The sequence below is a fragment of the Flavobacterium qiangtangense genome, from assembly GCF_042658345.1.
Taxonomy (GTDB): domain Bacteria; phylum Bacteroidota; class Bacteroidia; order Flavobacteriales; family Flavobacteriaceae; genus Flavobacterium; species Flavobacterium qiangtangense.
Genome location: NZ_JBHSQB010000010.1, coordinates 219,179 through 243,737, shown reverse-complemented (window position 1 = coordinate 243,737; position 24,559 = coordinate 219,179). Strand labels below are relative to the sequence as shown.

The following is a 24,559-nucleotide window of genomic DNA, read 5'->3' as shown; positions in this document are numbered from 1 at the left end:
CTGAAATCTTTAAAATTGTAATCTGAAAACTGTGATCTGAAAACTGAAAACTGAAAACTGAAACCTGAAAATTTGCAAACTCCCGCAACGATTGGGGAACTGACGTTTAAAAAATTCCTGAAAGTTTGAAAATAGCCCCGATTGGCGGCAGTAGCTTTTTCTTCCGATTTTTTATCGGAGAAAAACTACTGCAGAAAGCGGGAATTTCATTTAAAAAAGTGCCTTTGGTTTGGCTTCAAAAAAAAATCCTGATAAAATTTACCAGGATTTTTAATTTATTGCTGTGAAATATCGCCACCAGAACTTGTGGATTTTGCGATTTTTTTTGGTACACTAAAATAGTGAATTGAACTGCCACTTGAGGCTTCTGCGGCCAAGCTTAAAATGGGATGAACGTTTGTGGAACTTCCACTTGCCGATGTTGCGATGACGTCGTTCACTAGCAGATTGTCTGCATTTATCGTGCTTCCGCTTGATGAATCTGCGTTTAATTTTATGGCTTTTCCTTGAATTTCGATGGTGCTTCCGCTACTGCTGTCGCATGTTAAGTTTTCTGATTCTACTGAAATTTCAATTTTTGAAGCGCTACTTGCGTCAAGCGTCAAATTTTCTGAAATTAAAGTGTTTTTGCTTTTTATGAATGCTGCGCTTGATGATTCTAGCGATGCTACGTTTGGCATTTTTACTCTAATTTTCTTCTTATTTACGTTGTCGAAATTGTTGATGTCGGTTTCGATTACTAAGATTCCGTCGCGAACTTCGGTTGTGATGTGCGATAAAATGTTGTCATCAGCTTCGACAACCACTTCAAATTTATCTGATTGTTCAACTTCAACTTCTAGTGCTCTTTGCACGGAAATGCCCGTAAAACCTGAAAGATTTCTGTTTTCTGTTTTTACATTGCCACTTCCGGTAATTGTTTTTCCGTTGTTAAATGTGCACGCTGAAAAAAATATTGCGAACAAAAGTGCCAAAATTAATTTCATAAAATAGATGATGAATCGGATCATGATTTTTTGGTTTTAATGATTATTCCGTCTTTATTTACTTCTAAACCTTTAAATTCTCTTTTTTCGTTTGTGTCTGAACCTTTTTGGATTCGAACACCTTTGTCGTCAATTGTAACTGTTGTTGCCAAGCTATCAACGGTCTCAATTATCTCTTGATTTTCAATTTCATCGCCGTTTTCATCATACAATTTTGCAGGACAATTTAAGCATTTTAATTCGGTTTTTGAAACGCGATACGTGAAATTTTTATTTCCTTCGTCTTGATAATCAGTGAATAAAGTTAGGTTTGTATTGTAATTTCTTGTAAAACGTTCCACTGATTCGTCTGGAGCTAAAAGCGTTCCTTCTGGCAAATAAAGGTAAATTTTAATTTCTTGGTTTCTGTATTTATTTGAAAGTTCTGTGGTGAAGAAATTATCTAAAATCAACGTATTTCCTTGTACTTTAAAATTGTAATTGATTCTTTCAGCGCGTTTTTTTGCTTCGGTTGAAGATTTTCCTTCGGCCACTTTTTCAATTTGGATATACGCTTGTTTTTCGTCAGTATTTAAAAGATTTAGCTCGATGTCGTTAGAAAAAATAACGTCTTTTCCGATGCTGTCTTGCGTGAAAATGAATTCTCTGTTTTCACCGATTGACTTGGTATAAAAATCATCGTATCTGAATTTTATTCTCAAAGTGTCAGTTGAACTGATTGCAATATTTTCTTTAATGACAACTTTATTATCGAAAGAAAACTGCGTTGCTTGCTTGATTCCAAAAGCGATTAAAATTCCAACAGAGATTAGCCAAAGTGCTAAAAGTGTGTATTTTATCGTGTTTCCGATGGATTTCATGTTGGTAATCAATAATTTCAATCCTAAAATTAATAGGAAGAAAAACGGAATTCCAATGGCTCCTAATGTCAATAATCCAATGATCCAAAGCGGTACATCTGTAAAATTTTCTACATATTCTGTCCAAGGAAATTCTCCGAAAGTCAATGAACCAGCCGTGATTGCGAACAATAATAAGGATACAAGTGTTGATGCAGCGGTCACAACAAGAAAGGCTCCGATTACTTTTCCGATGATTGAAAATATTTTTAAGATGATTGAGCTTAAAGTATTCCCGATTCTTTCGCCAGCGTTTTTAGCTTGGTTTCCGTATTTGTCATAATCCACGTTTTTGAATTTTTCAGAAAGTGAATCAAATTCTTCGCGAACTTTCTTTTCGATGTTCGAAATGTTTACAGGTTCTCCGGTCATTTCAAGCTTTTCCGTAGTAGTTTCAGCCGGTGGCATTAAAATCCAAAGAATCAAGTAAATTACCAAACTGGTTCCGAAAGTGATGAAAGGTGAAATGATGAACAAAATTCTGATCCATAAAGCGTCGATGCCCAAGTAATGTCCAAAACCTGCCGCAACACCGCCAATCATGCCTTTGTCTTTGTCTCTGTACAATTTTTTCTTTCTCTTTGCATCAGAATTAAAAGCGAAAGTCGTTTCTGGAGCGCCTTCATCGTCGATTCTGTAATCTTCTGGCTGTCCCATCACCACGATTACTTCTTCAACGTCTTTCATGCCAACAACTTGCTTGTCGCCGCGATTCTTTTCGGTAAGCAATTCAGCAATTCGCATTTCGATGTCTTTCATTATCTCGTCTTTTCCTGTAGAGTTTGATAATGAACGCTTTACAGCTTCAAAATAGCGATTTAATTTTTGGTACGCATCTTCATCGATGTGGAAAAACATACCTCCTAAGTTAATATTTACTGTTTTGTTCATGATGGTTTAGTTTTGGCTAGTTATGATGTTTACGGCATCAGACAATTCGGTCCATGTGCCATTTAATTCTTTTAAAAATTGTTTTCCTAATTCTGTGAGTCCATAGTATTTTCTTGGTGGTCCAGAAGTAGATTCTTCCCAACGATAGTTGAGCAATCCGTCGTTTTTCAATCTTGTTAGTAAGGGATAAACGGTGCCTTCCACAACAAGTAATTTTGCGCTTTTTAAGGTGTCCAGAATTTCTGAGGTATAAGCATCTTTTTCTTTTAATACTGATAGAATGCAGAACTCCAACACTCCTTTACGCATCTGGGCTTTCGTGTTTTCAATGTTCATAATGTGCTTTTAGATTGTTAATTAAACTGTCCATTTTTTGATTGATTTGATGATGATTTCAGGTTGATTACTCCTGTTTTTTTACTCGTGATTTTTTTGATGATTGAAACTTAAATTATTCCGCTTGAAGTTCTGGTTCTGTAGTTTTTAAATCGTTGTTTTGGCTTGTAGCTTTAATAAAATTAATTGTCAGAGGATATTTGTAGCGTTCCCCGTTTGCCGCTTTAATAGTTGCATAAATCACTAAGAAGAATTCAGCCATTTTTAAAACTCCAAAGATGAAAACTGCCATGATTCCCAGAATTACGATTCCGGTAATGTTTTCAATGTTGAAATTTTCGATTTGGAAATTTTCCTCATTAATGTACGCTCTCGTCGGAATGTTTTTGAAAAGCGTGAAAATGAAAATCGGAATTGCAATCATTGCTAAAATTAAAGTGTAAAGCAACATGCTCAACTGAAAATTTAAAGCTTGTCTTCCGTGGTGGTCCACAAAATCAGAACTGTTTTTTCTAGCGCCCCAAATAATTGTTGGAAATATAAAATTTCCTAAAGGAAAAAAATACTGCGTAAATACGCTTAAATGTAATAATGCTCCTGTTGATTTTTCGTTTGATGTTTCCATGATTAAAAGTATATAATAATATCCTATGCAAATATATGGCTAAAAAACAGTATCTTGTTTTACATAGTACTAATATTTAACATTAATTTAACAAATGTAAATTTGGTAAATTACGTGTAAGTGTCTGTTTATTAGTGTTTAAAATGTTTTTAAAAGTTAGATAAATTAGAAATAAATTCTTTAGATAATTTAATATTTCAATCTTTAAAGCAAATTTTATACATTTATAAAAACTAAATAAGATGAAATTCACCGCTGGAAACCTAAATAAATTTCTACTTTTCAAATTGCCGTCCGCTTTTATTAGTGGCGTTCGCGCAAAAGAAATTGATGCAAATAAATGTGTCGTTACCGTAAAACACCGCTGGATAAACCAAAATCCGTTTAACTCGATGTATTTTGCAGTTCAGGCAATGGCTGCAGAATTGACCACTGGAGCCTTGGTGATGTATCATATTAAGGAAAGCGGGAAAAAAATATCAATGCTGGTGGCCAATAACAAAGGAAATTTTACCAAAAAAGCAACCGGCAGAATTACGTTCACTTGCAATGACGGACATTTAATCCAAGATGCAATTAAAGAAACCATCAAAACAGGTGAGGGGCAAACTTTCTGGATGAAATCTATTGGAGTTAATGAAAAAGGAGAACAAGTTTCTGAAATGGATTTTGAGTGGAGTGTCAGAATAAAGGCTTAAATTTCAAATCTGCAAACAGAACACTTCATTCTGCAAACTGAACACTCTTAAACTCACCTTAATTAACATTTAATTTCATACATGAGTTTGTAAATTTGAGAGAAAGAAAAAAATATACGCTATGAAAATTTTGATTACAGGAGCAACAGGTCTGGTCGGGACAGAATTGGTTTCCCTGTTATTGCAAAACGGAATCTCAATAAATTATCTTACTACGTCTAAAAAAGACATCAAGAACGAACCCAACTATCAAGGCTTTTATTGGAATCCGCAACAAGGAGTTATCGATGAAAAAGCAATAGTAGATGTGGATACCATCGTTCATCTTGCTGGAGCGTCCATTTCAAAGCGGTGGACTTCAAAATATAAACAAGAACTTATCGAAAGCAGAACTTTGACCACAAACCTGCTCTACCGAACTTTAAAATCACACCCAAATCAAGTCAAACATTTGATTTCTGCCTCCGCCATCGGCGTTTATCCAGACAGCAAAGAAACACTTTATACCGAAGAAAATAAATCAGTAGATAATTCATTCTTAGGCCAGGTCGTGGTAAAATGGGAGCAAGCCGTCGATAATTTCAAAAGATTAAATATAAAAGTCTGCAAAATCAGAACCGGACTCGTGCTTTCTCAAAAAGGAGGAATGCTCAAAGAAGTAATGAAACCCATAAAACTAGGGGTAGGCTCGCCTTACGGTGACGGAAAACAATGGCAATCCTGGATTCACATTGACGATTTGGTGCATCTTTATTTTTATGCGATCCAGCACCAATGGGAAGGAATTTACAATGCCACAGCACCAAATCCTGTGGACAACGAAGAGCTCACAAAAACAGTCGCCAAAGTTTTAGACAAGCCATACTTTTTTCCGGCTGTACCAAAATTCGTCTTGAAACTCGCGCTCGGCGAAATGCACATCTTATTATTATCCAGCCAAAACGTTTCTTCACAAAAATCGCAAGACAACGGATTTGTCTTCAAATACAGAACGTTAGAAAAAGCACTCCAAAACCTTTTAGGCTAAAAATAGAAAAAGCTCCATTGTTTTAAAATGGAGCTTTTTCTGGGGGTGAATTAACAATTATTTTTTAGCGGTAACGCTAACCTTCAATTCGATATCATCGTTAACAAATTTGTCGCCCAAGTTATCAAAAACTGATTTCGACGCATAATTAACGTTCCACAACGTTCTGTTGATTGAAAAAGTATCACTTTCCAATGTCACAACATCGCCGTTAACAGTCACTTTTGCTGGGAATTTTACATTTTTCGTAATTCCTTTCATAGTCAAGTTTCCTTCCACAGTCGTTTTTCCGTTTTCTGTTTTGGCACTTGTAATCTCAAAACTTGCCGTTGGAAATTTTTTCACATTAAAAAAGTGGTCCATATCAGCCTCTTTTGCATCCGCTGCAGTACCTTTTAAATGCGCTTCTAAATCTTCCTTACCGTCGCCGGCTTTCAAATCTGTCACCGCAATCGTGTTCATATCAATATTAAATTTTCCAGAATCAAGCACGCTGTCTTTTACAAAAATCGCACCGTCAGCAAGCGTGATTGTGCCCGTGTGTTTCCCAGTCGGTTTTGAACCCGTCCATTCAATTTTCGACGCTTTCGCATCCACATTATATTGTGTAGCTTCTCCCGAAACTTCCTTAACTTTCCCAGCCTCAGTCGTTTCTGCTTCAGTTGCTTTGTCATTTTTGCACGAAACAGTCAATGTCAATGCAGATAAAAATAATAAAGATGCAATACGATTTTTCATAAAAAATAAATTTTTGGTTGTCGCAAACATATCAAAAACAATCGCATAAAACTCTTAAAATTTTATTAAAAAGCTAATTTTCAGAAACTCAATCGTTCCGAATTTTTTAATCATCGTCCCGCCTTATTCCAGAGTCCCGATGAAAAATCGGGAGCTCTTCCCTGCAGTCGGGGTTAGCTCAAACGTCATTTCCCTTTTTAAACTTTTCCAAACCTTGCGCGACAAGATTGCCGAAAAGCATCGCTTAAGAAAAATTTCTGTGACAATTTGACATTATTACACAATTGGCAGTACTTTTGCAATCCCACGAAAAGCAGATTATGAAATTTAAAGACATATTTAAAAATAAGAACACTATGAATGCTGAAAATCAAGATAAGGAACAACAAATTGACGATGCAACTTTGGAAACAAACGAAACTGCAGAACAGGTAATTGTTAAAGAATTAAGCATTGAAGAGCAATTAACACAAGATTTAGCATCAGAAAAAGACAAACACCTTCGTCTTTTTGCTGAATTCGAAAACTATAAAAGAAGAACTTCAAAAGAAAGAGTAGAGCTTTTCAAAACAGCAAATCAAGAAGTTTTGCAAGCACTTTTGCCAGTTCTTGACGATTTTGACAGAGCAATGATTGAAATCTCAAAATCAGAAGACGAAAATTTATTAAAAGGTGTAAACTTAATTCACGAAAAATTAAAAAACACGTTGGTTTCAAAAGGTCTTGAAGAAGTAGAAGTAAAAGCAGGTGACGCATTCAATGCAGATTTTGCTGAAGCAATTACTCAAATTCCAGCTCCTTCTGATAAAATGAAAGGAAAAATCGTGGACGTTCTTGAAAAAGGATACAAATTGGGTGACAAAATCATCCGTTTTCCAAAGGTTGTAATCGGACAATAATTTATTGTTTCAATAAGGCGCAATTTCTGCGTCTGAATTGCGAATAATATTTTTTTAAATTAGAATATGAAAAAAGATTTTTACGAAATATTAGGTATCACAAAATCTGCAGACGCTGCTGCAATCAAAAAAGCATACCGAAAAAAAGCCATTGAATTTCACCCTGACAAAAATCCAGGGAATAAAGAAGCGGAAGAAAACTTTAAAAAAGCAGCTGAAGCTTATGAAATTTTAAGTGACCCACAAAAGAAGGCAAAGTATGACCAATATGGTCACCAAGCTTTTGACGGACCAGGCGGAGGCGGAGGCGGTTTCCACGGAGGTGGCATGAATATGGACGATATTTTTAGCCAATTCGGAGACATCTTTGGAGGTGGTTTTGGAGGCGGTTTCGGCGGTCAAAGCAGCGGACCAAGAAGAGCAAAAGGAAGCAATCTTCGTATCAAAGTGCAATTGACTTTGGAAGAAATTGCAAATGGCGTTGAGAAAAAAGTAAAAGTCAAAAGAAAAGTTCAAGCCAAAGGCGTGACGTATAAAACGTGTTCGACTTGTAACGGTCAAGGTCAAGTGATGCGCGTGACAAATACCATTTTAGGTAGAATGCAATCGGCTTCAACTTGTCCAACTTGTGGTGGTTCTGGTCAAATCTTGGACGGAAAACCAACTAATGCCGATGCACACGGAATGGTTGTGGAAGACGACACCGTTTCAATCAAAATTCCTGCAGGTGTAACTGATGGAATGCAATTGAAAGTGGGAAATAAAGGAAACGATGCGCCAGGAAACAACAGTATTCCGGGTGATTTAATCGTTGCCATCGAAGAAATCGAGCACGAATTCTTGAAGCGTGAAGGTGAAAATCTTCATTTAGATTTGTATATCAGTTTCCCAGAAGCGGTTTTGGGTGTTTCAAAAGACATCGAAGCAGTGAATGGAAAAGTGAGAATTAAATTAGAAGAAGGAATTCAATCTGGTAAAATTCTTCGTTTAAAAGGAAAAGGTATTCCAAGTATAAATGGTTACGGAAACGGTGATTTGCTGGTTCACGTGAACGTTTGGACTCCAAAAAACCTAAATAAAGAACAAAAACAGTTCTTCGAAAAGTCACTTACAGAAGAAAACTTTACTCCAAGCCCTGAAAAGAGCGAAAAATCTTTTTTTGAAAAAGTTAAGGATATGTTTTCATAGTAATTGAAAAATTTTATATATTTGAGGATTACTAGTTTACTAGTAATTTCTTTTTCATAGCAATTTTTCCCATCCTTGTGCAAATAAGGGTGGGTTTTTTTTTGAAATCAAGTCAAATTCCACTCCATTTTCCTTACTTTTACCAAAACAAAATTCATAATGAATAACATACTTGAAGTTAAAAATGTAGTCAAACAATACGGCGATTATACAGCTTTAAACAATGTTTCACTACAGGTTCCCAAGGGCAGTATTTATGGACTTCTTGGTCCAAACGGCGCCGGAAAAACCTCATTAATCAGAATCATCAATCAAATCACAATGCCAGACAAAGGCGAAGTTTTGCTTGATGGAGAACCACTAAATTTAGCTCACGTAAAAGATATTGGCTACATGCCAGAAGAACGCGGTTTGTATAAATCAATGAAAGTTGGCGAACAGGCGCTTTATTTGGCACAATTGAAAGGACTTTCAAAAGCCGAAGCCAAAAAACAGCTAGATTATTGGTTTGACCGTTTGGAAATTCAAGGTTGGTGGAACAAGAAAATCCAAGAACTTTCAAAAGGAATGGCGCAGAAAATTCAATTTGTAGTTACCGTTTTGCATAAGCCAAAATTGCTGATTTTCGACGAACCTTTCAGCGGATTTGATCCTGTAAATGCGAATTTAATTAAAGATGAAATCTTAGAATTAAAAAAACAAGGTTCCACAATTATTTTTTCAACGCACAGAATGGAAAGCGTGGAAGAACTTTGCGACGATATCGCTTTGATTCACAAATCAAATAAATTAATCGAAGGAAAATTAATCGACGTCAAAAAAGAATACCGTTCAAATAGTTTCGAAGTGGGAATTATGTCTTCAAATGTGGAAGGTTTGATGTACCAATTAACGCAAAAATTCACGGTAGGGCAAGCCAATTTCAAATCGTTAAACGACGATTTAAAACTTGAAATCCAAATTGGAAATGCAACACCAAACGAACTGTTGAATATCTTGACACAAAACGGGCAAGTAACGCATTTCGTAGAAAAAATTCCAAGTGTCAACGATATTTTTATTCAAACTGTTTCAAAATAGATTTTTAATCTAATTCGAAGAATCTAAAAATCTAACAGTCTAAAAATCAAAAAATGAGCATATTATCACTAATCATAAAAAGAGAATTCATTGCCAAAGTCCGCAATAAATCGTTCATCGTCATGACTTTTTTAAGTCCGTTATTGATGGTCGGTTTGGCTGCTTTCGTCGGATATTTGAGCACGATGAAATCTGATGTAAAAGAAATCGTCATCCACGATGAATCAGGACTTTTTTACAATGATTTCAAAAATTCTGAAGAATATAATTATCTTGACCGAAGCAAAGAAAGTTTGGCTTCGTTAAAAGGCAGCATCAATGCAGAGAAATTTGAAGCTTTACTGGTTATCCCAAAAGAGTTGGACAATAAAAAACTGGCAAGCGAAATAAAATACATTTCAAATGAAAGCCCGAGTCCAGATTTCGTGGAAGAATTAGAAGCAACAATAGCAAAACGATTGACAAAATCAAACTTCGAAATTGCGAAACTAGATACTTTGGCTATCAAAAATGCCGAGGCAAAAGTCAGCATTTCGCTTTCAAAAGCTTCGGGAGAAAAAAATGTCAAGGGTTTAAATTATATCAAAGTCTTTATTGGTGCGGGTTTCGGATACTTGATTATGATGTTCATCATTATTTATGGCAACATGGTTATGCGAAGCGTCATCGAAGAAAAAACCAACCGAATTATTGAAATCATCATTTCATCAGTAAAACCGTTTCAGTTAATGATGGGAAAAATCATCGGAACCTCAATGGCCGGCGTCTTGCAATTTGTCATTTGGGCAATTTTGGCAGGCACATTATTTTTCGTTGCGTCCCTGTTTTTAGGCATAAATATCACGCCACCGGCAGCGGGAATGGCGACCACGGCGGCGGAAAGTTCAATCGGTGGAATGCAACTTTATGTCAACGAAATCACGCAATTACCATTAATCACGCTAGTCATTTGCTTCCTGATTTATTTCGTTGGAGGCTACTTTTTGTACAGTTCGATTTACGCGGCAATAGGTGCCGCAGTGGATAATGAAACCGATTCACAACAATTTTTATTACCGATCATTTTGCCGTTAATGTTAGCGGTTTACGTAGGTTTTTTCAGCGTTTTGAACGACCCACACGGAACAGTCGCAACTACATTTTCCATGATTCCGTTAACATCGCCAATCGTCATGCTGATGCGAATTCCATTCGGCGTGCCATGGTGGGAAATACTGATTTCATTGGCAATTTTATTCGGAACCTTCTTTTTAGTAGTCTGGTTCGCTGCAAAAATTTATCGTATAGGAATCTTGATGTACGGCAAAAAACCAACGTGGAAAGAAATGTACAAATGGCTTAAATATTAAAAAATTTAAGAAAGCTGATTGCTACAGCAATAACCCTACTAGGGTTTTAAACCCTAGTAGGGTTAGGAAAAAGTTAACCAAATTTTAAACGATTTTAGCTAACTTTGAAAAGCTTGAACCCTGAACCAAAAACCTTAAACCCAAAAAAAGAATGCCCAAAATATTAATCATAGAAGACGAAGCAGCAATCAGAAGAGTTTTGACAAAAATCCTTTCTGAGGAAAATGATAGTTACAAAGTTGAAGAGGCAGAAGACGGTCAAATCGGACTCGAAAAAATCAAGAATGACGATTATGACTTGGTTTTGTGCGATATAAAAATGCCAAAAATGGACGGAGTGGAAGTACTCGAAGCGGTTAAAAAAATAAAACCAGAAATCCCGATGGTGATGATTTCTGGACACGGAGATTTAGAAACTGCCATCAACACAATGCGTCTAGGTGCTTTTGATTACATTTCAAAACCACCAGATTTAAACCGACTTTTAAATACGGTCAGAAACGCTTTAGACAAAAAGCAATTGGTTGTAGAAAACAAAATTCTGAAGAAAAAAGTCAGTAAAAACTATGAAATGATTGGTCAAAGTGAGCCTATAAATCACATTAAAGACATCATTGAAAAAGTAGCCCAAACTGACGCCAGAGTTTTAATCACAGGTCCAAATGGAACTGGAAAAGAATTAGTCGCGCATCAATTACACGAAAAAAGTGAACGTTCAAACGCACCTTTAATTGAAGTAAATTGTGCTGCAATTCCGTCAGAATTAATTGAAAGTGAACTTTTTGGGCACGTAAAAGGAGCGTTTACTTCTGCCGTAAAAGACAGAGCCGGAAAATTTGAAGCTGCCGACGGCGGCACGATTTTCTTAGATGAAATTGGTGACATGAGTTTGTCGGCTCAAGCCAAGGTTTTACGTGCTTTGCAAGAAAGTATGATTACCAGAGTTGGCGCTGATAAAGACATAAAAGTGAATGTTCGCGTTGTTGCGGCAACCAACAAAGACTTGAAAAAAGAAATTGAAGAAGGACGTTTCCGTGAAGATTTGTACCACAGATTGGCGGTAATTTTAATCAAAGTTCCAGCGCTGAATGACAGGCGCGACGATATTCCGTTGTTGATTAATCATTTTACCGAAAAAATCGCTTTGGAACAAGGAAGCACGCAAAAGAAATTTTCTGATGACGCCATTTCCTTATTAAAAGAATATGATTGGACGGGAAATATCCGTGAATTAAGAAACGTAATCGAAAGACTAATAATACTTGGCGGAAGCGAAATATCTGAAACAGATGTGAAGCTTTTTGCAAGCAAATAATAATTTGCTTTAAGCAATAAGCATTAGGCGATAGGCCTACAGCTCAATGCTTAAAGCTTACAGCATTAAAAAATGAAACTAAAAAAAATAAACGAAAATCTTCAAAAAGCATTAATTGACAAAGGTTTGACCGAAGCTAATGAAATGCAACAAGAAACGTTTTCAACTATCAAAAGTGGCGCGGATTGCGTAATAATTGCTCCTGCAAAATCTGGAAAAACAACAACTTTGGTGATGAATGTTATCCAAAGATTGGAAAAAGAATTTGAAGAATCGCCGAGAGCCTTGATTATTGTTCCAAATAAGGAAAAATTAATCGAGATGAAAATTCTATTTGAAGAACTTGGAAATTATACTGATTTAAGAGTTTATGGCGTTCACGACAGGGGTGATATTGACTTTGATAAAAACCATATTTCACTTGGAATTGACGTTTTAATTGGAACTCCAAATCGAATCAGCGAAATGTTTGCTTCGGCAGGTTTTGACGTGAATCGTTTGAAAATGTATATTATTGAGGATGCTGACGAACTTTTGCGTCTTCGTTTTGATACAAAATTGGCGAGAATGTCAGAAGCAATGGGAAAAACACAGCGCATTTTATTTTCTGAAAATATCACCGAAAGAATTGATAGTTTTGCAGATAGAATTATGATTGAGCCGGTTTTCTTTGAAATGGATGATGAAGATTTTGAAGAGGAAGAGGAAGACGCTAAAGAGGAAGACGAAGAAAATAAGGAAGAATAATTTCTTATATTTGCTATAAAATCAATTGGTTATGGATATCGCATTGAAAAAATTAGAGTTGATGGATTGGTTGCTTCATATTAAAGATGAAGGCAAACTGCAAAAACTGATTGCTTTTAAAACCATTTTAGACGAAGAAGTTGTAGCACATACGGCGAATGGCTATCCTGTAACAAAAGAGGAATACATAAATTTGGTTCAAGAAGCTGACGAAAGAATTACTTCTGGAAAATATGTTACTTTAAAAGATTTGGAAGAAAATATTAAGAATTGGTAATGAAGCCAATTCAGATTGTATTTGATGTCGAAGCCGAAAAAGACTTGAAATTGATTTTTGACTATTTAAAAATTAAGTCAAAACAAGGAGCGAAAAATGTGCTAAACGATATAATTTCCAATATAAAAAGTATCCGTTTTGTAACTCAATATCAAGTTGATGAGTTTTTAGGAGAACCTTACAGAAGAATAATTGTCAGAAATTATAAGATAATCTATAAAGTTCAGAGTGAAAGCGAAGTTCGGATTGTTCAAATTTTTGATTGCCGAAAAAGTCCGAAATAAAATATGCAACTTCTCAAATTTATACTAACCAGAATCATTTTATTGTTCGCAATAATTTATGTGCTTGCCATTGTTTTTCTATATTTCAGCCAGGAAAGTTTGATTTTCAGGCCGACGATTTTGGCAAAGGATTTCAAGTATAAATTTGATGCCGATTTTGAAGAAGTCAATATTCCGTCGTTTGACAAGACGAATTTAAATGGACTATTCTTTAAAGTGGAAAATCCAAAAGGACTGATTTTTTTCCTTCATGGAAATATGGGCGCGTTAGATTCTTGGGGAAATCAAGCCGAATTTTACAATTCCATTGGCTATGATTTCTTCATAATGGATTATCGCGGTTACGGAAAAAGTGGCGGAACAATTGAAAATGAAGCGCAATTCAATAAAGACATGGATGCGATTTATAATTTCTTAAAAACAAAATATTCTGAAGATAAAATTTCGGTTATTGGTTACTCAATTGGTTCTGGACCGGCAACAATTTTGGCTTCCAAGAACAATCCAAAGCGACTTATTTTGCAATCGGCTTATTATAATTTTGGAGAATTGTCTAGCTCAAAATTACCTTTTGTTCCAAATTTTGTAAAACGTTATAAATTTGAAACCGACCAATATATTTCAAAAGTAAAAGCTCCGATTTATATTTTCCACGGAGAAAATGACGCATTGATTCCGGTTAAAAATTCGGTTAGATTGAGTAAATTATATAAACCGACTGACCATCTTTATATCTTGAAAAACCAAGAGCATAAACGAATAAATTACAATTTAGAATACCAAGAACAAATTAAAAATATACTAAACTAAAATAAATTATAATGGGATTAATGAAAGTGTTTTCTGGAAGCGAGATTTTGGCAAGTGCATTGAAAACAAAATTAGAAGAAGCGGGAATTGATGTGATTATGAAAAACAACAATCAGTCAAATATCGTTTTAGGTTCAGCTTCAAGTTTGGCGGTAGAATTGTTTATCGACGAGTCAAAATATGGCAAAGCAGATCCAGTGATTACCGATTTTAAAATTAGCGTTCAATAAATAAATTGCGATGAAAACTTCAATAGAAACTGAAAGATTATTACTTAGAGAACTGCTTCCGACGGATGATGCGGGAATGTTTGAGCTTGATTCCAATCCTGAAGTTCATATTTATTTGGGAAATAATCCTGTAAAATCTATTGAAGAAAGTCGTGAAATGATTGCCAATATTCGCCAGCAATATCTTGAAAACGGAATCGGTCGTTGGGCTGTAATTCTAAAAGAAACTGGCGAATTCATCGGTTGGTCTGGCTTGAAATTAGAAAAAAATGTCAACGGGCACGAGACTTTTTATGATTTAGGCTACCGATTTATCCAAAAGCATTGGGGAAAAGGCTACGCATTTGAAACTGCCAAAGCTTTCGTGGATTTTGGTTTTAACGAAATGAAGCTTCCGGTAATCAACGCTTACGCCGATTTCGACAATTTAAATTCTAGAAAAATTCTTGAAAAAGTAGGGATGAAATTTGTAAATTCTTTTGAATTAGATGGAACTGAGGAAGTTTGGTATGAATTGAAAAATCCGAATATTATTCTTTAGGTTCGTGAATTTCTTCCACATCTACAACTTCAGGTGTGGGCACATGTTCTTCTTCGCCCAAAACATAACCCCAAGGTTTTAATCCGTCAACACGGTCAAAAACTACCTTGAAAATTGCAATAATCGGGATAGACAAAAACATTCCTTTTATTCCCCAAATTAATTCTCCAAGTACCAATCCTATTAAAGCGGTCAATGTATTTATCTTCACTTTTGAACCGACAATTTTTGGCATCACATAATTGCTGTCAATCAAATGGATTACGAAAATCGTAGCCAAAACAAATAAAACTGTCGTGGAACCCATCGTTGAAAAGGTCAGCAAAACGGTTAATAAGGAAGCCACTAGAATTCCGATGTAAGGAATTATGTTGAAAATTCCGGTAATTAATCCGAGTAAAAAAGCATATTTAATTCCGATGATTTCAAAGGAAACACACGCTAAAGTCGACACAATCAGCATTTGAAGAAATAAGCCGACGATGTATTTTTTGACAATATATTGAATGTTTGAAACTACATCGTAAACCGTTGCAGAGTGCTTTTCATTAAACAACGAAACCAAGAAATTTAGCAAAAGTCTTCGATGTAAAAGGATGAAAAACGTATATAAAAAGATGAAAACCAAAAATAGCATCAGTGAAGAAACTGACAATAAAGTTTGTCCTAAAAGGGAAGTTCCTTGGCTTAAAGCGTCGCTCGTTGCTGAGTTGATGTAATTGATTTGTTCAGAATTATCGACGTGAAAAGTATCTGAAATCCAATCTTGAATTTGGGTCGAAGTTTCTAAAAGTTGTGCCTTAAAAGCTGGCAAATCATTTGTCAATTCGCTCATTTGATTCAGGAGCAAAAAAATTACTGCGGAAATTCCTAAGACTAAAGTCAGCAAAACTGCCGCCGATGAGAGTGATCTTGGGAATTTAAATTTATGTTCTAAAAAGTTTGCAAATGGCAAAAGCAACAAAGCAAATAAAAATGCAAAAATCAACGGAGCCAATAAGGTTTGACCGATAATTGCCAAATAAAAAAGGCAGATTATTGAAATTAAAACGTGTGCAAGTCTAGTGTAAAACGGAGTAGCTTTTATCATTATTTGTAAATCTTACTATAAATATAAGCCAATAATTTTATTTTTAAGAGAAAAGCCCTGAGTTTGCATTTTTCAAATTGCCTAATTCCTTAATTAAGTTATCTTTGCAGCTTCAAAATTTGATAAGACTGTGAATGATTTCGGCAGTCTAAAAATCTAAAAATCTATCAATCTCAATGATTACAGTAAACGATATTTCAGTACAATTTGGCGGAACAACACTTTTCAGCGATGTTTCTTTTGCGATAAACGAAAATGACAAAATTGCCCTTATGGGTAAAAATGGGGCCGGAAAATCGACGCTTTTGAAGATTATTGCGGGACAAAGCAAGCCTTCAACCGGAAATATTTCTGCACCAAAAGAAGCTGTAATCGCTTATTTGCCACAACATTTGCTGACAAAAGATGATTCAACCGTGATGGAAGAAACATCAAAAGCTTTTGGAGAAATCTTCAAAATGAAAGCTGAAATTGATCATTTAAACGAGCAATTGACAGTTCGCACTGATTATGAATCAGATGATTATATGAAATTGATCGAAAGAGTTTCTGATTTGAGCGAGAAATTTTATGCAATTGAAGAAGTAAATTACGAAGCAGAAGTTGAGAAAATTCTAATCGGTTTAGGTTTTGAAAGGGAAGATTTTTCGCGTCAGACTTCAGAATTTTCTGGAGGTTGGAGAATGCGAATTGAATTGGCTAAAATCTTGTTGCAAAAACCAGATTTGATTCTTTTAGATGAGCCAACAAACCACATGGATATTGAATCGATTCAATGGTTAGAGGATTTTTTAATCAATTCTGCCAAAGCGGTTGTGGTAATTTCTCACGATAGAGCGTTTGTGGACAACATCACGAATCGCACGATCGAGGTAACAATGGGAAGAATTTATGACTACAAAGCCAAATATTCGCACTATTTAGAATTAAGAAAAGATAGAAGAGTTCACCAGCAAAAAGCATACGACGAACAACAAAGAATGATTGCTGACAATCAAGCATTTATTGATCGTTTTAGAGGGACTTTTTCAAAAACCGATGCCGTTCAATCGCGTGTGAAAATGCTTGAAAAACTGGTTTTGGTTCAAGTAGATGAGGTGGATACATCGGCGCTAAAGTTGAAATTTCCGCCGGCGGCACGTTCTGGAAATTATCCGGTCGTGGTTAAAGATTTGACAAAATCGTACGGCGATCACGTGGTTTTCAAAGATGCAAATATCGTAATTGAAAGAGGTCAAAAAGTAGCTTTCGTCGGGAAAAATGGGGAAGGAAAATCGACAATGATCAAAGCAATTATGAAGGAAATCGGGATCGACAGCGGTTCTGTGGAAGTAGGTCATAATTCTCAAATTGGATATTTTGCTCAAAATCAAGCTTCGTTGTTAGATGAAAATGCTACGATTTTTGAAACAATTGATAACATCGCAGTTGGTGAAGTTCGAACGCAAATCAAGAATATTCTTGGCGCATTTATGTTCCACGGAGACGATACGACTAAAAAAGTAAAAGTGCTTTCTGGAGGAGAAAAAACACGTTTAGCGATGATCAAATTATTGCTTGAACCAGTGAATTTATTAATTCTGGATGAGCCTTCGAATCACTTAGATATGAAAACCAAAGACATTATCAAAGATGCGCTTCGTGATTTTGACGGAACTTTAATCCTGGTTTCGCACGATAGAGATTTCTTGGACGGTTTGGCAACCAAAGTTTTCGAATTCGGAAACAAGCGCGTTAAAGAACATTTTGAAGACATCAAAGGTTTCTTAGAACACAAAAAAATGGATAGCTTGCGAGAAATCGAAAAGTAATTTAAATAGAATCAAATAATTCCTTAAATTGCCTACATCAAATCAAACAAGATGATTGAAGATGTAGGCAATTTAAATGTTTCAAGGATTGAATTGCACGGCGTGGCAGACTTTTTGCCTTATCCGTTTATCATCGCAGAAGTCATTGACAACGTCCATTACAACACTTATCTCAACGAAAAATTCTTAGAGGAAATCGGGTATTCTTTAGAGGAAATTCCTACAATTGAAGCTTGGTATGAGAAAGCATATCCAGAGCAAGATTACATGAATAAGGTGATTACTGATTGGGATAACGAAGAGCTTTTGGCACAACAAAAAGGCAAAGTTTTTGTCAAAAATAAATCTTTTGTTACTTGCAAAAATGGCACAAAACGTTGGTATGAAGTGAAAGCTTCGGTAATCAACAAAATTCACGTTGTGGCGTTTATCGATCTTGATAAAGAAATAAAAATCCAAGAAGAACTTAAAAATATCAACGCAAATAACGACCGGATGCTTTCTATTTTAGGTCACGATTTGCGAAGTCCGGTGGCTAATTTGATGACCATTTCTTCAATGGCAAAAAATACTGACATCTCAAATTCTGAATTTGTTTCTTTAATCGGGATGGTGAATGACCAGTCAAATCAGGTTTTAGAGCTTTTAGACAACACGTTTCATTGGGCAAAATTAAATTTCAATTCAATCAAATTAGATGAGGAAGTAATTAATTTTGACCAGCTTCTGAAATCAATTCTTGCCATTTACAAATCATCTTACGAAAATAAAAATATCGCTATTTCGGTAGATGTAAGCTATTTGAAAAATATCATCGCTGATGTGGAAGTCGTCACAATTATCATCAGAAATTTGCTTTCAAATGCAATAAAATTCACGCCTCAAAACGGTCAAATCTCGATTGAATCGACAGAAAATGAATTGATTATAAAAGATAGCGGAATCGGAATGTCGCCAGAAATGATTCACGATATTTTACACAACAATAATTCGTCCCGAAAAGGAACTGACAACGAAAAAGGAACCGGAATCGGCCTGCAGCTCGTTGTCAATTTAGCTGAAAAATGCAATTGCAAATTAAATATCGAAAGCCAAGAAAAGATCGGAACAACAATGCGAATTAAATTCGACTGCTAATTTTTCAACGGTTTTTTATCTTTGGTCGAAATAATTACCACACCTTTTTTTCCTTTTTCACCATATAAATTCGTCGCGCTTTCTCCTTGTAAAACTGTGGTTGAAGTAATTTCCTGTTTATTTAATGGATAATAGGGACTTGTTGGATTTGGGCCAAAAAGCTCTTTTTCAGTATATTCCAGGCCGTTAATGATGTATAGCGGATTGTCAAGATATTGAACAGAATGGGCATCAAATTCATTAAAGTTAACTTGGTCTTTCGCTTTTACCGCTTTTCCGTCAATCACCAAGAGCGGCGCTGCTTTTTCTTGAACCACAACAGCTTCTTCCGTTGATTTTTCTGCCGCAACTTCCGTTTCATAATGTCTAACGCCAACGGCATCAAATTTTCTTTTGGCAAAATAGCCATTACTTTCTGTTTTGATTTCTTCGTCTTTCGCAGGTATGAAATTCGCTGATGGAGCCGCTTCATGGCTCATGGAAGGTGCTTCTTGAACCGCCATTTTTGTCGCCGGACGCAATTCTTCCTCAATTATCTCTTCTGCATTTTCTTTAATCAATGGATTTTTACTTTCAACTTCTGCGACAGATTCTTCCATAATTTCCTTTGGTTCAGACGAAACCACGTTTTCCTTCGGAACAATTATTTCTTCGTCAGAATCTTTTAAAAATTGATAACCAACAGTCGCCACCAATAAAATCGACGCTGCAATGGCAATTTTCTTCCAAGTTGTATTCTCTTTTTGTAATGCTTTTGTTTCTAATTTTCCTTCAATATTCCCCCAGACTTTCTCCATTCCTGCAAAATCCTTCGATTCCACTTTTCCGGCGGCATCCTTAAATTGTTGGTATATTTTATCTTGATTTTCCATCACTATTTTGCTTTTTGATAATAAAGACCGTTCACTAATTCCTTCAACTTCGTTCTCGAAACGTTCAATTGCGATTTCGAAGTTCCCTCAGAAATCCCCAACATTGAAGCGATTTCCTTATGAGAAAAACCCTCAATCGCAAAAAGATTAAACACCGTTTTGCAACCTTCTGGAATGTGATTTAGCAACTGCATCAAATCTTCCGCCTCTAAAAATGTCTCCGAAGCACTTTCCAAATTCGGTTCCTGTTTCATGTCGTCGATGTAAATATTGAAGTTCACATTTTTTCGCAACGTCAGCAAACACTGGTTCACAGCAATTTTTCGAGCCCAAGCTTCAAAGGCCAAAACCTCTTTCAACTGGTCTAGTTTTGTGAAAATAGTATAAAAAGCATCGGCCAAAGCTTCCTCAATTTCTTCCTCCTTTTTCAAGTAGCGCTTGCAAGTTTGGTACAACTTTGGCGCCATCAATTCATACAACTGCCGTTGCGCGGCGCGATGCATTTTCTTACACTCAGATATTATTTTTTCGTCAATCACAATCGCTGTTTTTTATATAGAGTATAATTTTTGAAAAAAGGTTGGGAAAGATTGAAAATTTTTTAGCCTTCATAAATTTCGCCACGGTGCGGTTTCAAGGCATCGCGAACCGCAATCATATTTTCGTCAGTCACCACCATATAAGCGATGGCAAGCATATCGTTGATAATCTCAAAACCCGTAATATTCAACGGCAATTTCTCCATTTCAATGAATTCTTTCAAATGAATTTCGTGATGCTCTGCCGTTTTTGCCGAAGCCGGACCTCTAAAATCCCAAATCAATTTTATTTTTCTAGACATTACTTATATTTTAAAAAACAAATTTACGATTTTTTTAAGGGCGAACGGCCGGGCTTTCCGCTTCAATTCCTCGCTGCAAAAATTAAATTCATAGCCATAAAAGGAGCTTCCTTTGGTCGCTCTTTTCTGTCTTGAATTTTAAATTTTTTCAGCTCCGGGATTTCCGCTGCAATCCCTGTCGCACATTTCGGTATAAAGTTCATTTACCTTTTCAATCCACTTTTGCCCAATTGCAATCAACGAACTTCCTAAAATTTATAAAAAGCAGTAAATTTTTCTACCTTTGCGCCATGCCAAGAGAATTTCAAATACAAGTCGCGCCTGAAGTGGCTGCAAACGAACAGTTATTGACTGATTTCGTCGCAAAATTAATGCAAGTAAAAGCTTCAGAAATAAAGCACATTTCCATCATCAAGCGTTCCATCGACGCCCGACAAAAATCGGTTAAAGTCAATCTAAAAATCGCGGTGTATTGGAACGAAGAATATCAGGAAATCAAGAGAAATCTTCCAGATTATAAAGACGTTTCAGCTAAACAAGAAGTGATTGTCATTGGCGCCGGTCCAGCCGGATTATTTGCTGCTTTGCAATTAATTGAATTGGGTTTAAAACCAATCGTTCTTGAAAGAGGAAAAGATGTTCAAGAAAGACGACGCGATTTAAAAGCCATCAACCGCGACCACATCGTAAACGAAGATTCAAATTATTGCTATGGCGAAGGCGGTGCCGGAACCTATTCTGACGGAAAACTCTACACACGTTCAAAAAAACGTGGCGACGTGGACAGAATCTTGGAGTTATTCGTGGCATTTGGAGCTTCAGACGATATTTTGGTTGAAGCGCATCCGCACATTGGAACAAATAAACTTCCGAAAATCATCAAATCCATCCGTGAAAAAATAATTGAATTCGGCGGAAAAGTTTTGTTCGACACCAGAGTTACCGATATTATTGTGAAAAATAATGAAGTGCAAGGTGTGGAAACTCAAAACGGCGACATCATCAATGCACAGAAAATCATCTTGGCAACTGGGCATTCGGCTCGTGATATCTTTGAATTATTAGACAGAAAAAAAATATTTATAGAAGCAAAACCTTTTGCTTTAGGCGTTCGCGCAGAACATCCGCAAACGCTGATTGACAGCATTCAATACAGTTGTGATTTCCGTGGCGAACATTTACCGCCAGCTCCTTATTCCATCGTAAAACAAGTCAACGGACGCGGGATGTATTCATTCTGTATGTGTCCGGGTGGCGTGATTGCGCCTTGCGCGACGAGTCCGGGCGAAGTAGTGACGAACGGTTGGTCCCCATCAAAACGCGACCAAGAAACTGCAAATTCTGGAATTGTTGTCGAATTAAAACTTGAAGATTTCGAGCCGTTTGAAAAATTTGGAGCCTTAGCCGGAATGGAATTCCAAAAAAGCATCGAGCAAAAAGCGTGGCATTTGGCGGGAGAAACCCAACGCGTTCCTGCGCAAAGAATGGTTGATTTTACGCAAAGTAAAGTGTCGCAAGATATCCCGAAAACTTCTTATGTTCCAGGAACAACTCCAGTAGAATTAGGACAAGTTTTTCCAGGATTTTTAACCCAAATACTGCGAGAAGGTTTCACGCAATTCGGCAAATCGATGCGCGGTTATATGACAAACGAAGCGATTCTTCACGCACCAGAATCCCGAACTTCATCTCCGGTGAGAATCCCAAGAGATAACTTTTCTTTAGAACACGTTCAGGTGAAAGGTTTGTATCCTTGCGGTGAAGGCGCAGGTTATGCCGGAGGAATTATTTCGGCCGCAATCGATGGGGAAAAATGTGCGTTGAAAATAGGGGAGAGTTTGGGAGTTTTTTAGTAAGTATAAAAAAACCTCCCGAAGGAGGCTTTTGCTAATTTCTTGTAAATCGTTCAATTACTTGTTCTTCTGTGCCGTTTTCGTCAACGTCTGAATTGTATTTGAAAGCAAGAGATTCTGAAGTCAATTCCGTGATTTCCACAGTCATGTTCTCGGAACCATTAGAAATAGTCAGACTGTTTCCGTTTTTGGTAAATGTACCTTGCCAGTCCAAATCTTCTTCGCAATCCCAAACGTCAATACTTTTCACTTTGTTTTCGTCATAAAATTCTAGATAGTCTTTGCCGCATATTTCGTGGTCATCATAAGGAAAAACCGTATTGTTAATTACAGATTCTTTTTGGTACCATTTTCCATAAATGGTAAAATTGTTTGATGAAGAATCATCGTCACTGGAGCAACCCGCTAAAAGTAAAACGGTTGCTGCCAGTAGTGCCATTTTTTTCATATTTAATTATTTGTGTTTAAAATTGTATCCCTAAAGAAATTCCATAACCAGTCGCGTGATAATTGCCGTCATGGGTTGCGTCGTCTATCATCAAAACCTTACTCTTTTTAAAAAAGTCGAAGTAATATGAGACTTGGTTATCATAATTAAAAATCATTCCTACTCCGCCTTTTGTCGTGCCACCATTTGAACCAAAAGAGTCCGACCATCGTATATTGGGGCCGGTCTGCAAATAAAAAAACAGAGGGTTTTCTGAAGTTCTACTCGTGAAAACTCGAACATCAACGATAAGCGGTGTTGATAAAAAAGTTTTATTAATATTCCAATCTATCGAAAAGCCAGCAGAAAGTGCCACGTACCCAAAAAATTTTGCACCGTGAATGGTATTTAAATCAAATGCCAGGCCGTCTTTAGCTCTGACTTCGTCAGAATGATAATCTGTAAAGTAGCTTTCAGTATTTTTTGTCATCGAAAACGATGTCATATTTAAATACTCTATTACAGGACGTTTTGGTTTGTCTTGTGAGTTTGCCAACAGTGGTAGCATTATCAACGAGAAAAAAGTAAAGAGGCGCATAATAAATTACGTTATAAATTTTAGCAAATATAAATTTTTTTAAATACGGCTTTAAGAAATGTTATTTATTTTTTGCGTTTAAGTAATTCAAATGCTGTAAAGTATCCTATCAAAATCTTAATTTCCTTCCCATTCCTTTTCTCAAGTCGTAAATTTGTGGCTAAGTTTTTTGTATGACAGTCTTAACTTTTACCCTCATTATGCTTCTGGGTGCGTTTCTCGCTGGCTTTATTGGTTCATTATCAGGCCTTGGCGGTGGCATCATCATTATTCCCTTACTTACCATAGTTTTAGGAGTTGACATTCACTTGGCGATTGGAACCGCACTGGTTTCCGTGATTGCCACGTCTTCTGGTTCGGCTTCGGCTTATGTCAAGGAAGGAATTACCAATATGCGACTCGGGATTTTCTTGGAAATCGCTACAACCATTGGCGCTGTTGGTGGTGCGCTACTTTCTGCAATCGCCCCAACATCTTTTATTGCCGTTTTATTCGGACTGACTTTGATATTTTCTTCCCTAAATTCTCTACGTAAAAAACAAGAACACATCGTTTTAGAATCAAGCAATTTGGCCAAAACCCTAAAATTAAACGGAACATATCCTTCTCAAAACGGAGAACTTATTTCTTACGGAACAAAAAACGTCATTGGCGGTTTCAGCATGATGGGAATTGCCGGAATGATGTCGGGACTTTTGGGAATTGGTTCTGGCGCTTTTAAGGTAATTGCGATGGACAATATCATGAGAATTCCGTTTAAGGTTTCCACGACAACCAGCAATTTTATGATGGGCGTGACCGCCATGGCGAGTTCTGTGATTTATATCCAAAAAGGCTACATCGAACCCGGAATCTGCATGCCAGTGGTCATTGGCGTTTTGTTTGGAGCCATGACTGGCGCTAAAGTTTTGGTAAAAGCCAATCCAAAGAAGCTGAGAATATTCTTTGCTGTTTTGATTTTTTTCTTGGCAATCAACATGATTTATAACGGACTTACAGGAAAAATCTAA

28 protein-coding genes are annotated in these 24,559 nt (G+C 36.3%); 17 read left to right on the top strand and 11 right to left on the bottom strand.

All coding sequences use genetic code 11. The features are described 5' to 3' along the window. Positions 1-275: 275 nt before the first annotated feature. The 4 genes from ACFPVY_RS15030 to ACFPVY_RS15015 all read right to left on the bottom strand — a co-directional run bounded on the left by ACFPVY_RS15030 (position 276) and on the right by ACFPVY_RS15015 (position 3,737). Positions 276-1,010 carry a head GIN domain-containing protein gene (locus tag ACFPVY_RS15030; RefSeq protein WP_379792947.1) on the bottom strand — a complete coding sequence of 245 codons (735 nt, stop codon included), beginning with the start codon at positions 1,008-1,010 and terminating at the stop codon, positions 276-278. Then, positions 1,007-2,776 carry a PspC domain-containing protein gene (locus ACFPVY_RS15025; RefSeq protein WP_379792945.1) on the bottom strand — a complete coding sequence of 590 codons (1,770 nt, stop codon included), beginning with the start codon at positions 2,774-2,776 and terminating at the stop codon, positions 1,007-1,009. The genes ACFPVY_RS15030 and ACFPVY_RS15025 overlap by 4 nt, the downstream gene beginning before the upstream one ends. Before the next feature lie 6 nt (positions 2,777-2,782). Beyond that, positions 2,783-3,112 carry a PadR family transcriptional regulator gene (locus tag ACFPVY_RS15020; protein WP_379792944.1) on the bottom strand — a complete coding sequence of 110 codons (330 nt, stop codon included), beginning with the start codon at positions 3,110-3,112 and terminating at the stop codon, positions 2,783-2,785. Positions 3,113-3,227: 115 nt separating this feature from the next. Next, positions 3,228-3,737 carry a DUF4870 domain-containing protein gene (locus ACFPVY_RS15015; protein WP_379792943.1) on the bottom strand — a complete coding sequence of 170 codons (510 nt, stop codon included), beginning with the start codon at positions 3,735-3,737 and terminating at the stop codon, positions 3,228-3,230. A gap of 242 nt (positions 3,738-3,979) precedes the next feature. Between ACFPVY_RS15015 and ACFPVY_RS15010 the strand changes: the two genes are divergently transcribed. Together ACFPVY_RS15010 and ACFPVY_RS15005 are read left to right on the top strand one after the other, a co-directional pair. Then, positions 3,980-4,435 (top strand): DUF4442 domain-containing protein, encoded by a 456-nt coding sequence (locus ACFPVY_RS15010; protein ID WP_379792942.1) that lies wholly within the window; start codon positions 3,980-3,982, stop codon positions 4,433-4,435. Between the two features lie 121 nt (positions 4,436-4,556). Next, positions 4,557-5,462: a TIGR01777 family oxidoreductase gene (locus ACFPVY_RS15005; RefSeq protein WP_379792941.1), complete on the top strand. Its 906-nt coding sequence runs from the start codon at positions 4,557-4,559 to the stop codon at positions 5,460-5,462. 57 nt (positions 5,463-5,519) lie between these two features. Here ACFPVY_RS15005 and ACFPVY_RS15000 read toward each other — a convergent pair whose 3' ends face one another. Next, positions 5,520-6,200, bottom strand: coding sequence for a YceI family protein (locus ACFPVY_RS15000; protein WP_379792940.1), 681 nt, complete (start codon positions 6,198-6,200; stop codon positions 5,520-5,522). A gap of 320 nt (positions 6,201-6,520) precedes the next feature. On the opposite strand from ACFPVY_RS15000, the gene ACFPVY_RS14995 reads away from it, so the two are divergent. The 11 genes from ACFPVY_RS14995 (at position 6,521) to ACFPVY_RS14945 (ending at position 14,920) form a co-directional block, all read left to right on the top strand. After that, complete coding sequence (locus ACFPVY_RS14995) at positions 6,521-7,099, top strand: nucleotide exchange factor GrpE (RefSeq protein ID WP_379792939.1); 579 nt, start codon at positions 6,521-6,523, stop codon at positions 7,097-7,099. Between the two features lie 66 nt (positions 7,100-7,165). Then, positions 7,166-8,287, top strand: coding sequence for a molecular chaperone DnaJ (gene dnaJ, locus ACFPVY_RS14990; protein WP_379792938.1), 1,122 nt, complete (start codon positions 7,166-7,168; stop codon positions 8,285-8,287). 159 nt (positions 8,288-8,446) lie between these two features. After that, positions 8,447-9,367, top strand: coding sequence for an ABC transporter ATP-binding protein (locus tag ACFPVY_RS14985; RefSeq protein ID WP_379792937.1), 921 nt, complete (start codon positions 8,447-8,449; stop codon positions 9,365-9,367). Positions 9,368-9,420: 53 nt separating this feature from the next. Beyond that, positions 9,421-10,716, top strand: a complete 1,296-nt coding sequence (locus ACFPVY_RS14980; RefSeq protein WP_379792936.1) for an ABC transporter permease — start codon at positions 9,421-9,423, stop codon at positions 10,714-10,716. 151 nt (positions 10,717-10,867) lie between these two features. Next, the gene (locus ACFPVY_RS14975) at positions 10,868-12,031 is read left to right on the top strand and encodes a sigma-54-dependent transcriptional regulator (RefSeq protein WP_379792935.1); all 1,164 of its coding nucleotides are present in this window, start codon (positions 10,868-10,870) and stop codon (positions 12,029-12,031) included. 72 nt (positions 12,032-12,103) lie between these two features. After that, the gene (locus ACFPVY_RS14970) at positions 12,104-12,778 is read left to right on the top strand and encodes a DEAD/DEAH box helicase (protein WP_379792934.1); all 675 of its coding nucleotides are present in this window, start codon (positions 12,104-12,106) and stop codon (positions 12,776-12,778) included. 31 nt (positions 12,779-12,809) lie between these two features. Continuing rightward, the gene (locus tag ACFPVY_RS14965; RefSeq protein WP_379792933.1) at positions 12,810-13,055 is read left to right on the top strand and encodes a hypothetical protein; all 246 of its coding nucleotides are present in this window, start codon (positions 12,810-12,812) and stop codon (positions 13,053-13,055) included. After that, positions 13,055-13,339 (top strand): type II toxin-antitoxin system RelE/ParE family toxin, encoded by a 285-nt coding sequence (locus ACFPVY_RS14960; protein WP_379792931.1) that lies wholly within the window; start codon positions 13,055-13,057, stop codon positions 13,337-13,339. Before ACFPVY_RS14965 ends, ACFPVY_RS14960 begins: the two co-directional genes overlap by 1 nt. Positions 13,340-13,342: 3 nt before the next feature. Next, positions 13,343-14,149: an alpha/beta hydrolase gene (locus ACFPVY_RS14955; protein WP_379792930.1), complete on the top strand. Its 807-nt coding sequence runs from the start codon at positions 13,343-13,345 to the stop codon at positions 14,147-14,149. An 11-nt stretch (positions 14,150-14,160) separates the two neighbouring features. Next, positions 14,161-14,379, top strand: a complete 219-nt coding sequence (locus ACFPVY_RS14950) for a putative signal transducing protein (RefSeq protein WP_379792929.1) — start codon at positions 14,161-14,163, stop codon at positions 14,377-14,379. A 10-nt stretch (positions 14,380-14,389) separates the two neighbouring features. Next, positions 14,390-14,920 (top strand): GNAT family N-acetyltransferase, encoded by a 531-nt coding sequence (locus ACFPVY_RS14945; RefSeq protein WP_379792927.1) that lies wholly within the window; start codon positions 14,390-14,392, stop codon positions 14,918-14,920. Here ACFPVY_RS14945 and ACFPVY_RS14940 read toward each other — a convergent pair. Then, positions 14,910-16,010, bottom strand: coding sequence for an AI-2E family transporter (locus tag ACFPVY_RS14940; protein WP_379792926.1), 1,101 nt, complete (start codon positions 16,008-16,010; stop codon positions 14,910-14,912). The genes ACFPVY_RS14945 and ACFPVY_RS14940 overlap by 11 nt on opposite strands. A 176-nt stretch (positions 16,011-16,186) precedes the next feature. Here ACFPVY_RS14940 and ACFPVY_RS14935 point away from each other — a divergent pair, with 176 nt between their 5' ends. Then, positions 16,187-17,821 (top strand): ABC-F family ATP-binding cassette domain-containing protein, encoded by a 1,635-nt coding sequence (locus ACFPVY_RS14935; protein WP_379792925.1) that lies wholly within the window; start codon positions 16,187-16,189, stop codon positions 17,819-17,821. 51 nt (positions 17,822-17,872) lie between these two features. Next, positions 17,873-18,958 (top strand): PAS domain-containing sensor histidine kinase, encoded by a 1,086-nt coding sequence (locus ACFPVY_RS14930; protein WP_379792924.1) that lies wholly within the window; start codon positions 17,873-17,875, stop codon positions 18,956-18,958. Here the strand turns inward: ACFPVY_RS14930 and ACFPVY_RS14925 are convergent. The 3 genes from ACFPVY_RS14925 to ACFPVY_RS14915 all read right to left on the bottom strand — a co-directional run bounded on the left by ACFPVY_RS14925 (position 18,955) and on the right by ACFPVY_RS14915 (position 20,671). Continuing rightward, positions 18,955-19,830, bottom strand: coding sequence for a hypothetical protein (locus ACFPVY_RS14925; RefSeq protein ID WP_379792923.1), 876 nt, complete (start codon positions 19,828-19,830; stop codon positions 18,955-18,957). The two genes, ACFPVY_RS14930 and ACFPVY_RS14925, sit on opposite strands and share 4 nt — an antisense overlap. A gap of 2 nt (positions 19,831-19,832) precedes the next feature. After that, positions 19,833-20,333 carry an RNA polymerase sigma factor gene (locus tag ACFPVY_RS14920; protein WP_379793084.1) on the bottom strand — a complete coding sequence of 167 codons (501 nt, stop codon included), beginning with the start codon at positions 20,331-20,333 and terminating at the stop codon, positions 19,833-19,835. Positions 20,334-20,431: 98 nt separating this feature from the next. After that, a complete protein-coding gene (locus tag ACFPVY_RS14915; protein ID WP_379792922.1) occupies positions 20,432-20,671 on the bottom strand; it encodes a hypothetical protein in 240 nt (79 codons plus the stop codon). A gap of 290 nt (positions 20,672-20,961) precedes the next feature. Between ACFPVY_RS14915 and ACFPVY_RS14910 the strand changes: the two genes are divergently transcribed. Next, entirely contained in the window at positions 20,962-22,524 is a 1,563-nt protein-coding gene (locus tag ACFPVY_RS14910) for an NAD(P)/FAD-dependent oxidoreductase (RefSeq protein ID WP_379792921.1), read from the top strand. A gap of 34 nt (positions 22,525-22,558) precedes the next feature. Here ACFPVY_RS14910 and ACFPVY_RS14905 read toward each other — a convergent pair whose 3' ends face one another. Both ACFPVY_RS14905 and ACFPVY_RS14900 read right to left on the bottom strand, forming a co-directional pair. Beyond that, positions 22,559-22,963, bottom strand: coding sequence for a lipocalin family protein (locus ACFPVY_RS14905; protein WP_379792920.1), 405 nt, complete (start codon positions 22,961-22,963; stop codon positions 22,559-22,561). Between the two features lie 25 nt (positions 22,964-22,988). Next, positions 22,989-23,441: a hypothetical protein gene (locus tag ACFPVY_RS14900; RefSeq protein ID WP_379792919.1), complete on the bottom strand. Its 453-nt coding sequence runs from the start codon at positions 23,439-23,441 to the stop codon at positions 22,989-22,991. Positions 23,442-23,722: 281 nt separating this feature from the next. On the opposite strand from ACFPVY_RS14900, the gene ACFPVY_RS14895 reads away from it, so the two are divergent. Further along, on the top strand, positions 23,723-24,559 hold the full coding sequence (locus ACFPVY_RS14895) for a sulfite exporter TauE/SafE family protein (RefSeq protein WP_379792917.1): 837 nt from the start codon (positions 23,723-23,725) through the stop codon (positions 24,557-24,559).

Excerpts from the sequence above, each read along its gene's own strand:
- ACFPVY_RS15030 (WP_379792947.1), bottom strand. The coding sequence starts at position 1,010 with ATGATCCGATTCATCATCTATTTTATGAAATTAATTTTGGCACTTTTG.
- ACFPVY_RS15025 (WP_379792945.1), bottom strand. The coding sequence starts at position 2,776 with ATGAACAAAACAGTAAATATTAACTTAGGAGGTATGTTTTTCCACATC.
- ACFPVY_RS15020 (WP_379792944.1), bottom strand. The coding sequence starts at position 3,112 with ATGAACATTGAAAACACGAAAGCCCAGATGCGTAAAGGAGTGTTGGAG.
- ACFPVY_RS15015 (WP_379792943.1), bottom strand. The coding sequence starts at position 3,737 with ATGGAAACATCAAACGAAAAATCAACAGGAGCATTATTACATTTAAGC.
- ACFPVY_RS15010 (WP_379792942.1), top strand. The coding sequence starts at position 3,980 with ATGAAATTCACCGCTGGAAACCTAAATAAATTTCTACTTTTCAAATTG.
- ACFPVY_RS15005 (WP_379792941.1), top strand. The coding sequence starts at position 4,557 with ATGAAAATTTTGATTACAGGAGCAACAGGTCTGGTCGGGACAGAATTG.
- ACFPVY_RS15000 (WP_379792940.1), bottom strand. The coding sequence starts at position 6,200 with ATGAAAAATCGTATTGCATCTTTATTATTTTTATCTGCATTGACATTG.
- ACFPVY_RS14995 (WP_379792939.1), top strand. The coding sequence starts at position 6,521 with ATGAAATTTAAAGACATATTTAAAAATAAGAACACTATGAATGCTGAA.
- dnaJ (WP_379792938.1), top strand. The coding sequence starts at position 7,166 with ATGAAAAAAGATTTTTACGAAATATTAGGTATCACAAAATCTGCAGAC.
- ACFPVY_RS14985 (WP_379792937.1), top strand. The coding sequence starts at position 8,447 with ATGAATAACATACTTGAAGTTAAAAATGTAGTCAAACAATACGGCGAT.
- ACFPVY_RS14980 (WP_379792936.1), top strand. The coding sequence starts at position 9,421 with ATGAGCATATTATCACTAATCATAAAAAGAGAATTCATTGCCAAAGTC.
- ACFPVY_RS14975 (WP_379792935.1), top strand. The coding sequence starts at position 10,868 with ATGCCCAAAATATTAATCATAGAAGACGAAGCAGCAATCAGAAGAGTT.
- ACFPVY_RS14970 (WP_379792934.1), top strand. The coding sequence starts at position 12,104 with ATGAAACTAAAAAAAATAAACGAAAATCTTCAAAAAGCATTAATTGAC.
- ACFPVY_RS14965 (WP_379792933.1), top strand. The coding sequence starts at position 12,810 with ATGGATATCGCATTGAAAAAATTAGAGTTGATGGATTGGTTGCTTCAT.
- ACFPVY_RS14960 (WP_379792931.1), top strand. The coding sequence starts at position 13,055 with ATGAAGCCAATTCAGATTGTATTTGATGTCGAAGCCGAAAAAGACTTG.
- ACFPVY_RS14955 (WP_379792930.1), top strand. The coding sequence starts at position 13,343 with ATGCAACTTCTCAAATTTATACTAACCAGAATCATTTTATTGTTCGCA.
- ACFPVY_RS14950 (WP_379792929.1), top strand. The coding sequence starts at position 14,161 with ATGGGATTAATGAAAGTGTTTTCTGGAAGCGAGATTTTGGCAAGTGCA.
- ACFPVY_RS14945 (WP_379792927.1), top strand. The coding sequence starts at position 14,390 with ATGAAAACTTCAATAGAAACTGAAAGATTATTACTTAGAGAACTGCTT.
- ACFPVY_RS14940 (WP_379792926.1), bottom strand. The coding sequence starts at position 16,010 with ATGATAAAAGCTACTCCGTTTTACACTAGACTTGCACACGTTTTAATT.
- ACFPVY_RS14935 (WP_379792925.1), top strand. The coding sequence starts at position 16,187 with ATGATTACAGTAAACGATATTTCAGTACAATTTGGCGGAACAACACTT.
- ACFPVY_RS14930 (WP_379792924.1), top strand. The coding sequence starts at position 17,873 with ATGATTGAAGATGTAGGCAATTTAAATGTTTCAAGGATTGAATTGCAC.
- ACFPVY_RS14925 (WP_379792923.1), bottom strand. The coding sequence starts at position 19,830 with ATGGAAAATCAAGATAAAATATACCAACAATTTAAGGATGCCGCCGGA.
- ACFPVY_RS14920 (WP_379793084.1), bottom strand. The coding sequence starts at position 20,333 with ATGCATCGCGCCGCGCAACGGCAGTTGTATGAATTGATGGCGCCAAAG.
- ACFPVY_RS14915 (WP_379792922.1), bottom strand. The coding sequence starts at position 20,671 with ATGTCTAGAAAAATAAAATTGATTTGGGATTTTAGAGGTCCGGCTTCG.
- ACFPVY_RS14910 (WP_379792921.1), top strand. The coding sequence starts at position 20,962 with ATGCCAAGAGAATTTCAAATACAAGTCGCGCCTGAAGTGGCTGCAAAC.
- ACFPVY_RS14905 (WP_379792920.1), bottom strand. The coding sequence starts at position 22,963 with ATGGCACTACTGGCAGCAACCGTTTTACTTTTAGCGGGTTGCTCCAGT.
- ACFPVY_RS14900 (WP_379792919.1), bottom strand. The coding sequence starts at position 23,441 with ATGACAAAAAATACTGAAAGCTACTTTACAGATTATCATTCTGACGAA.
- ACFPVY_RS14895 (WP_379792917.1), top strand. The coding sequence starts at position 23,723 with ATGACAGTCTTAACTTTTACCCTCATTATGCTTCTGGGTGCGTTTCTC.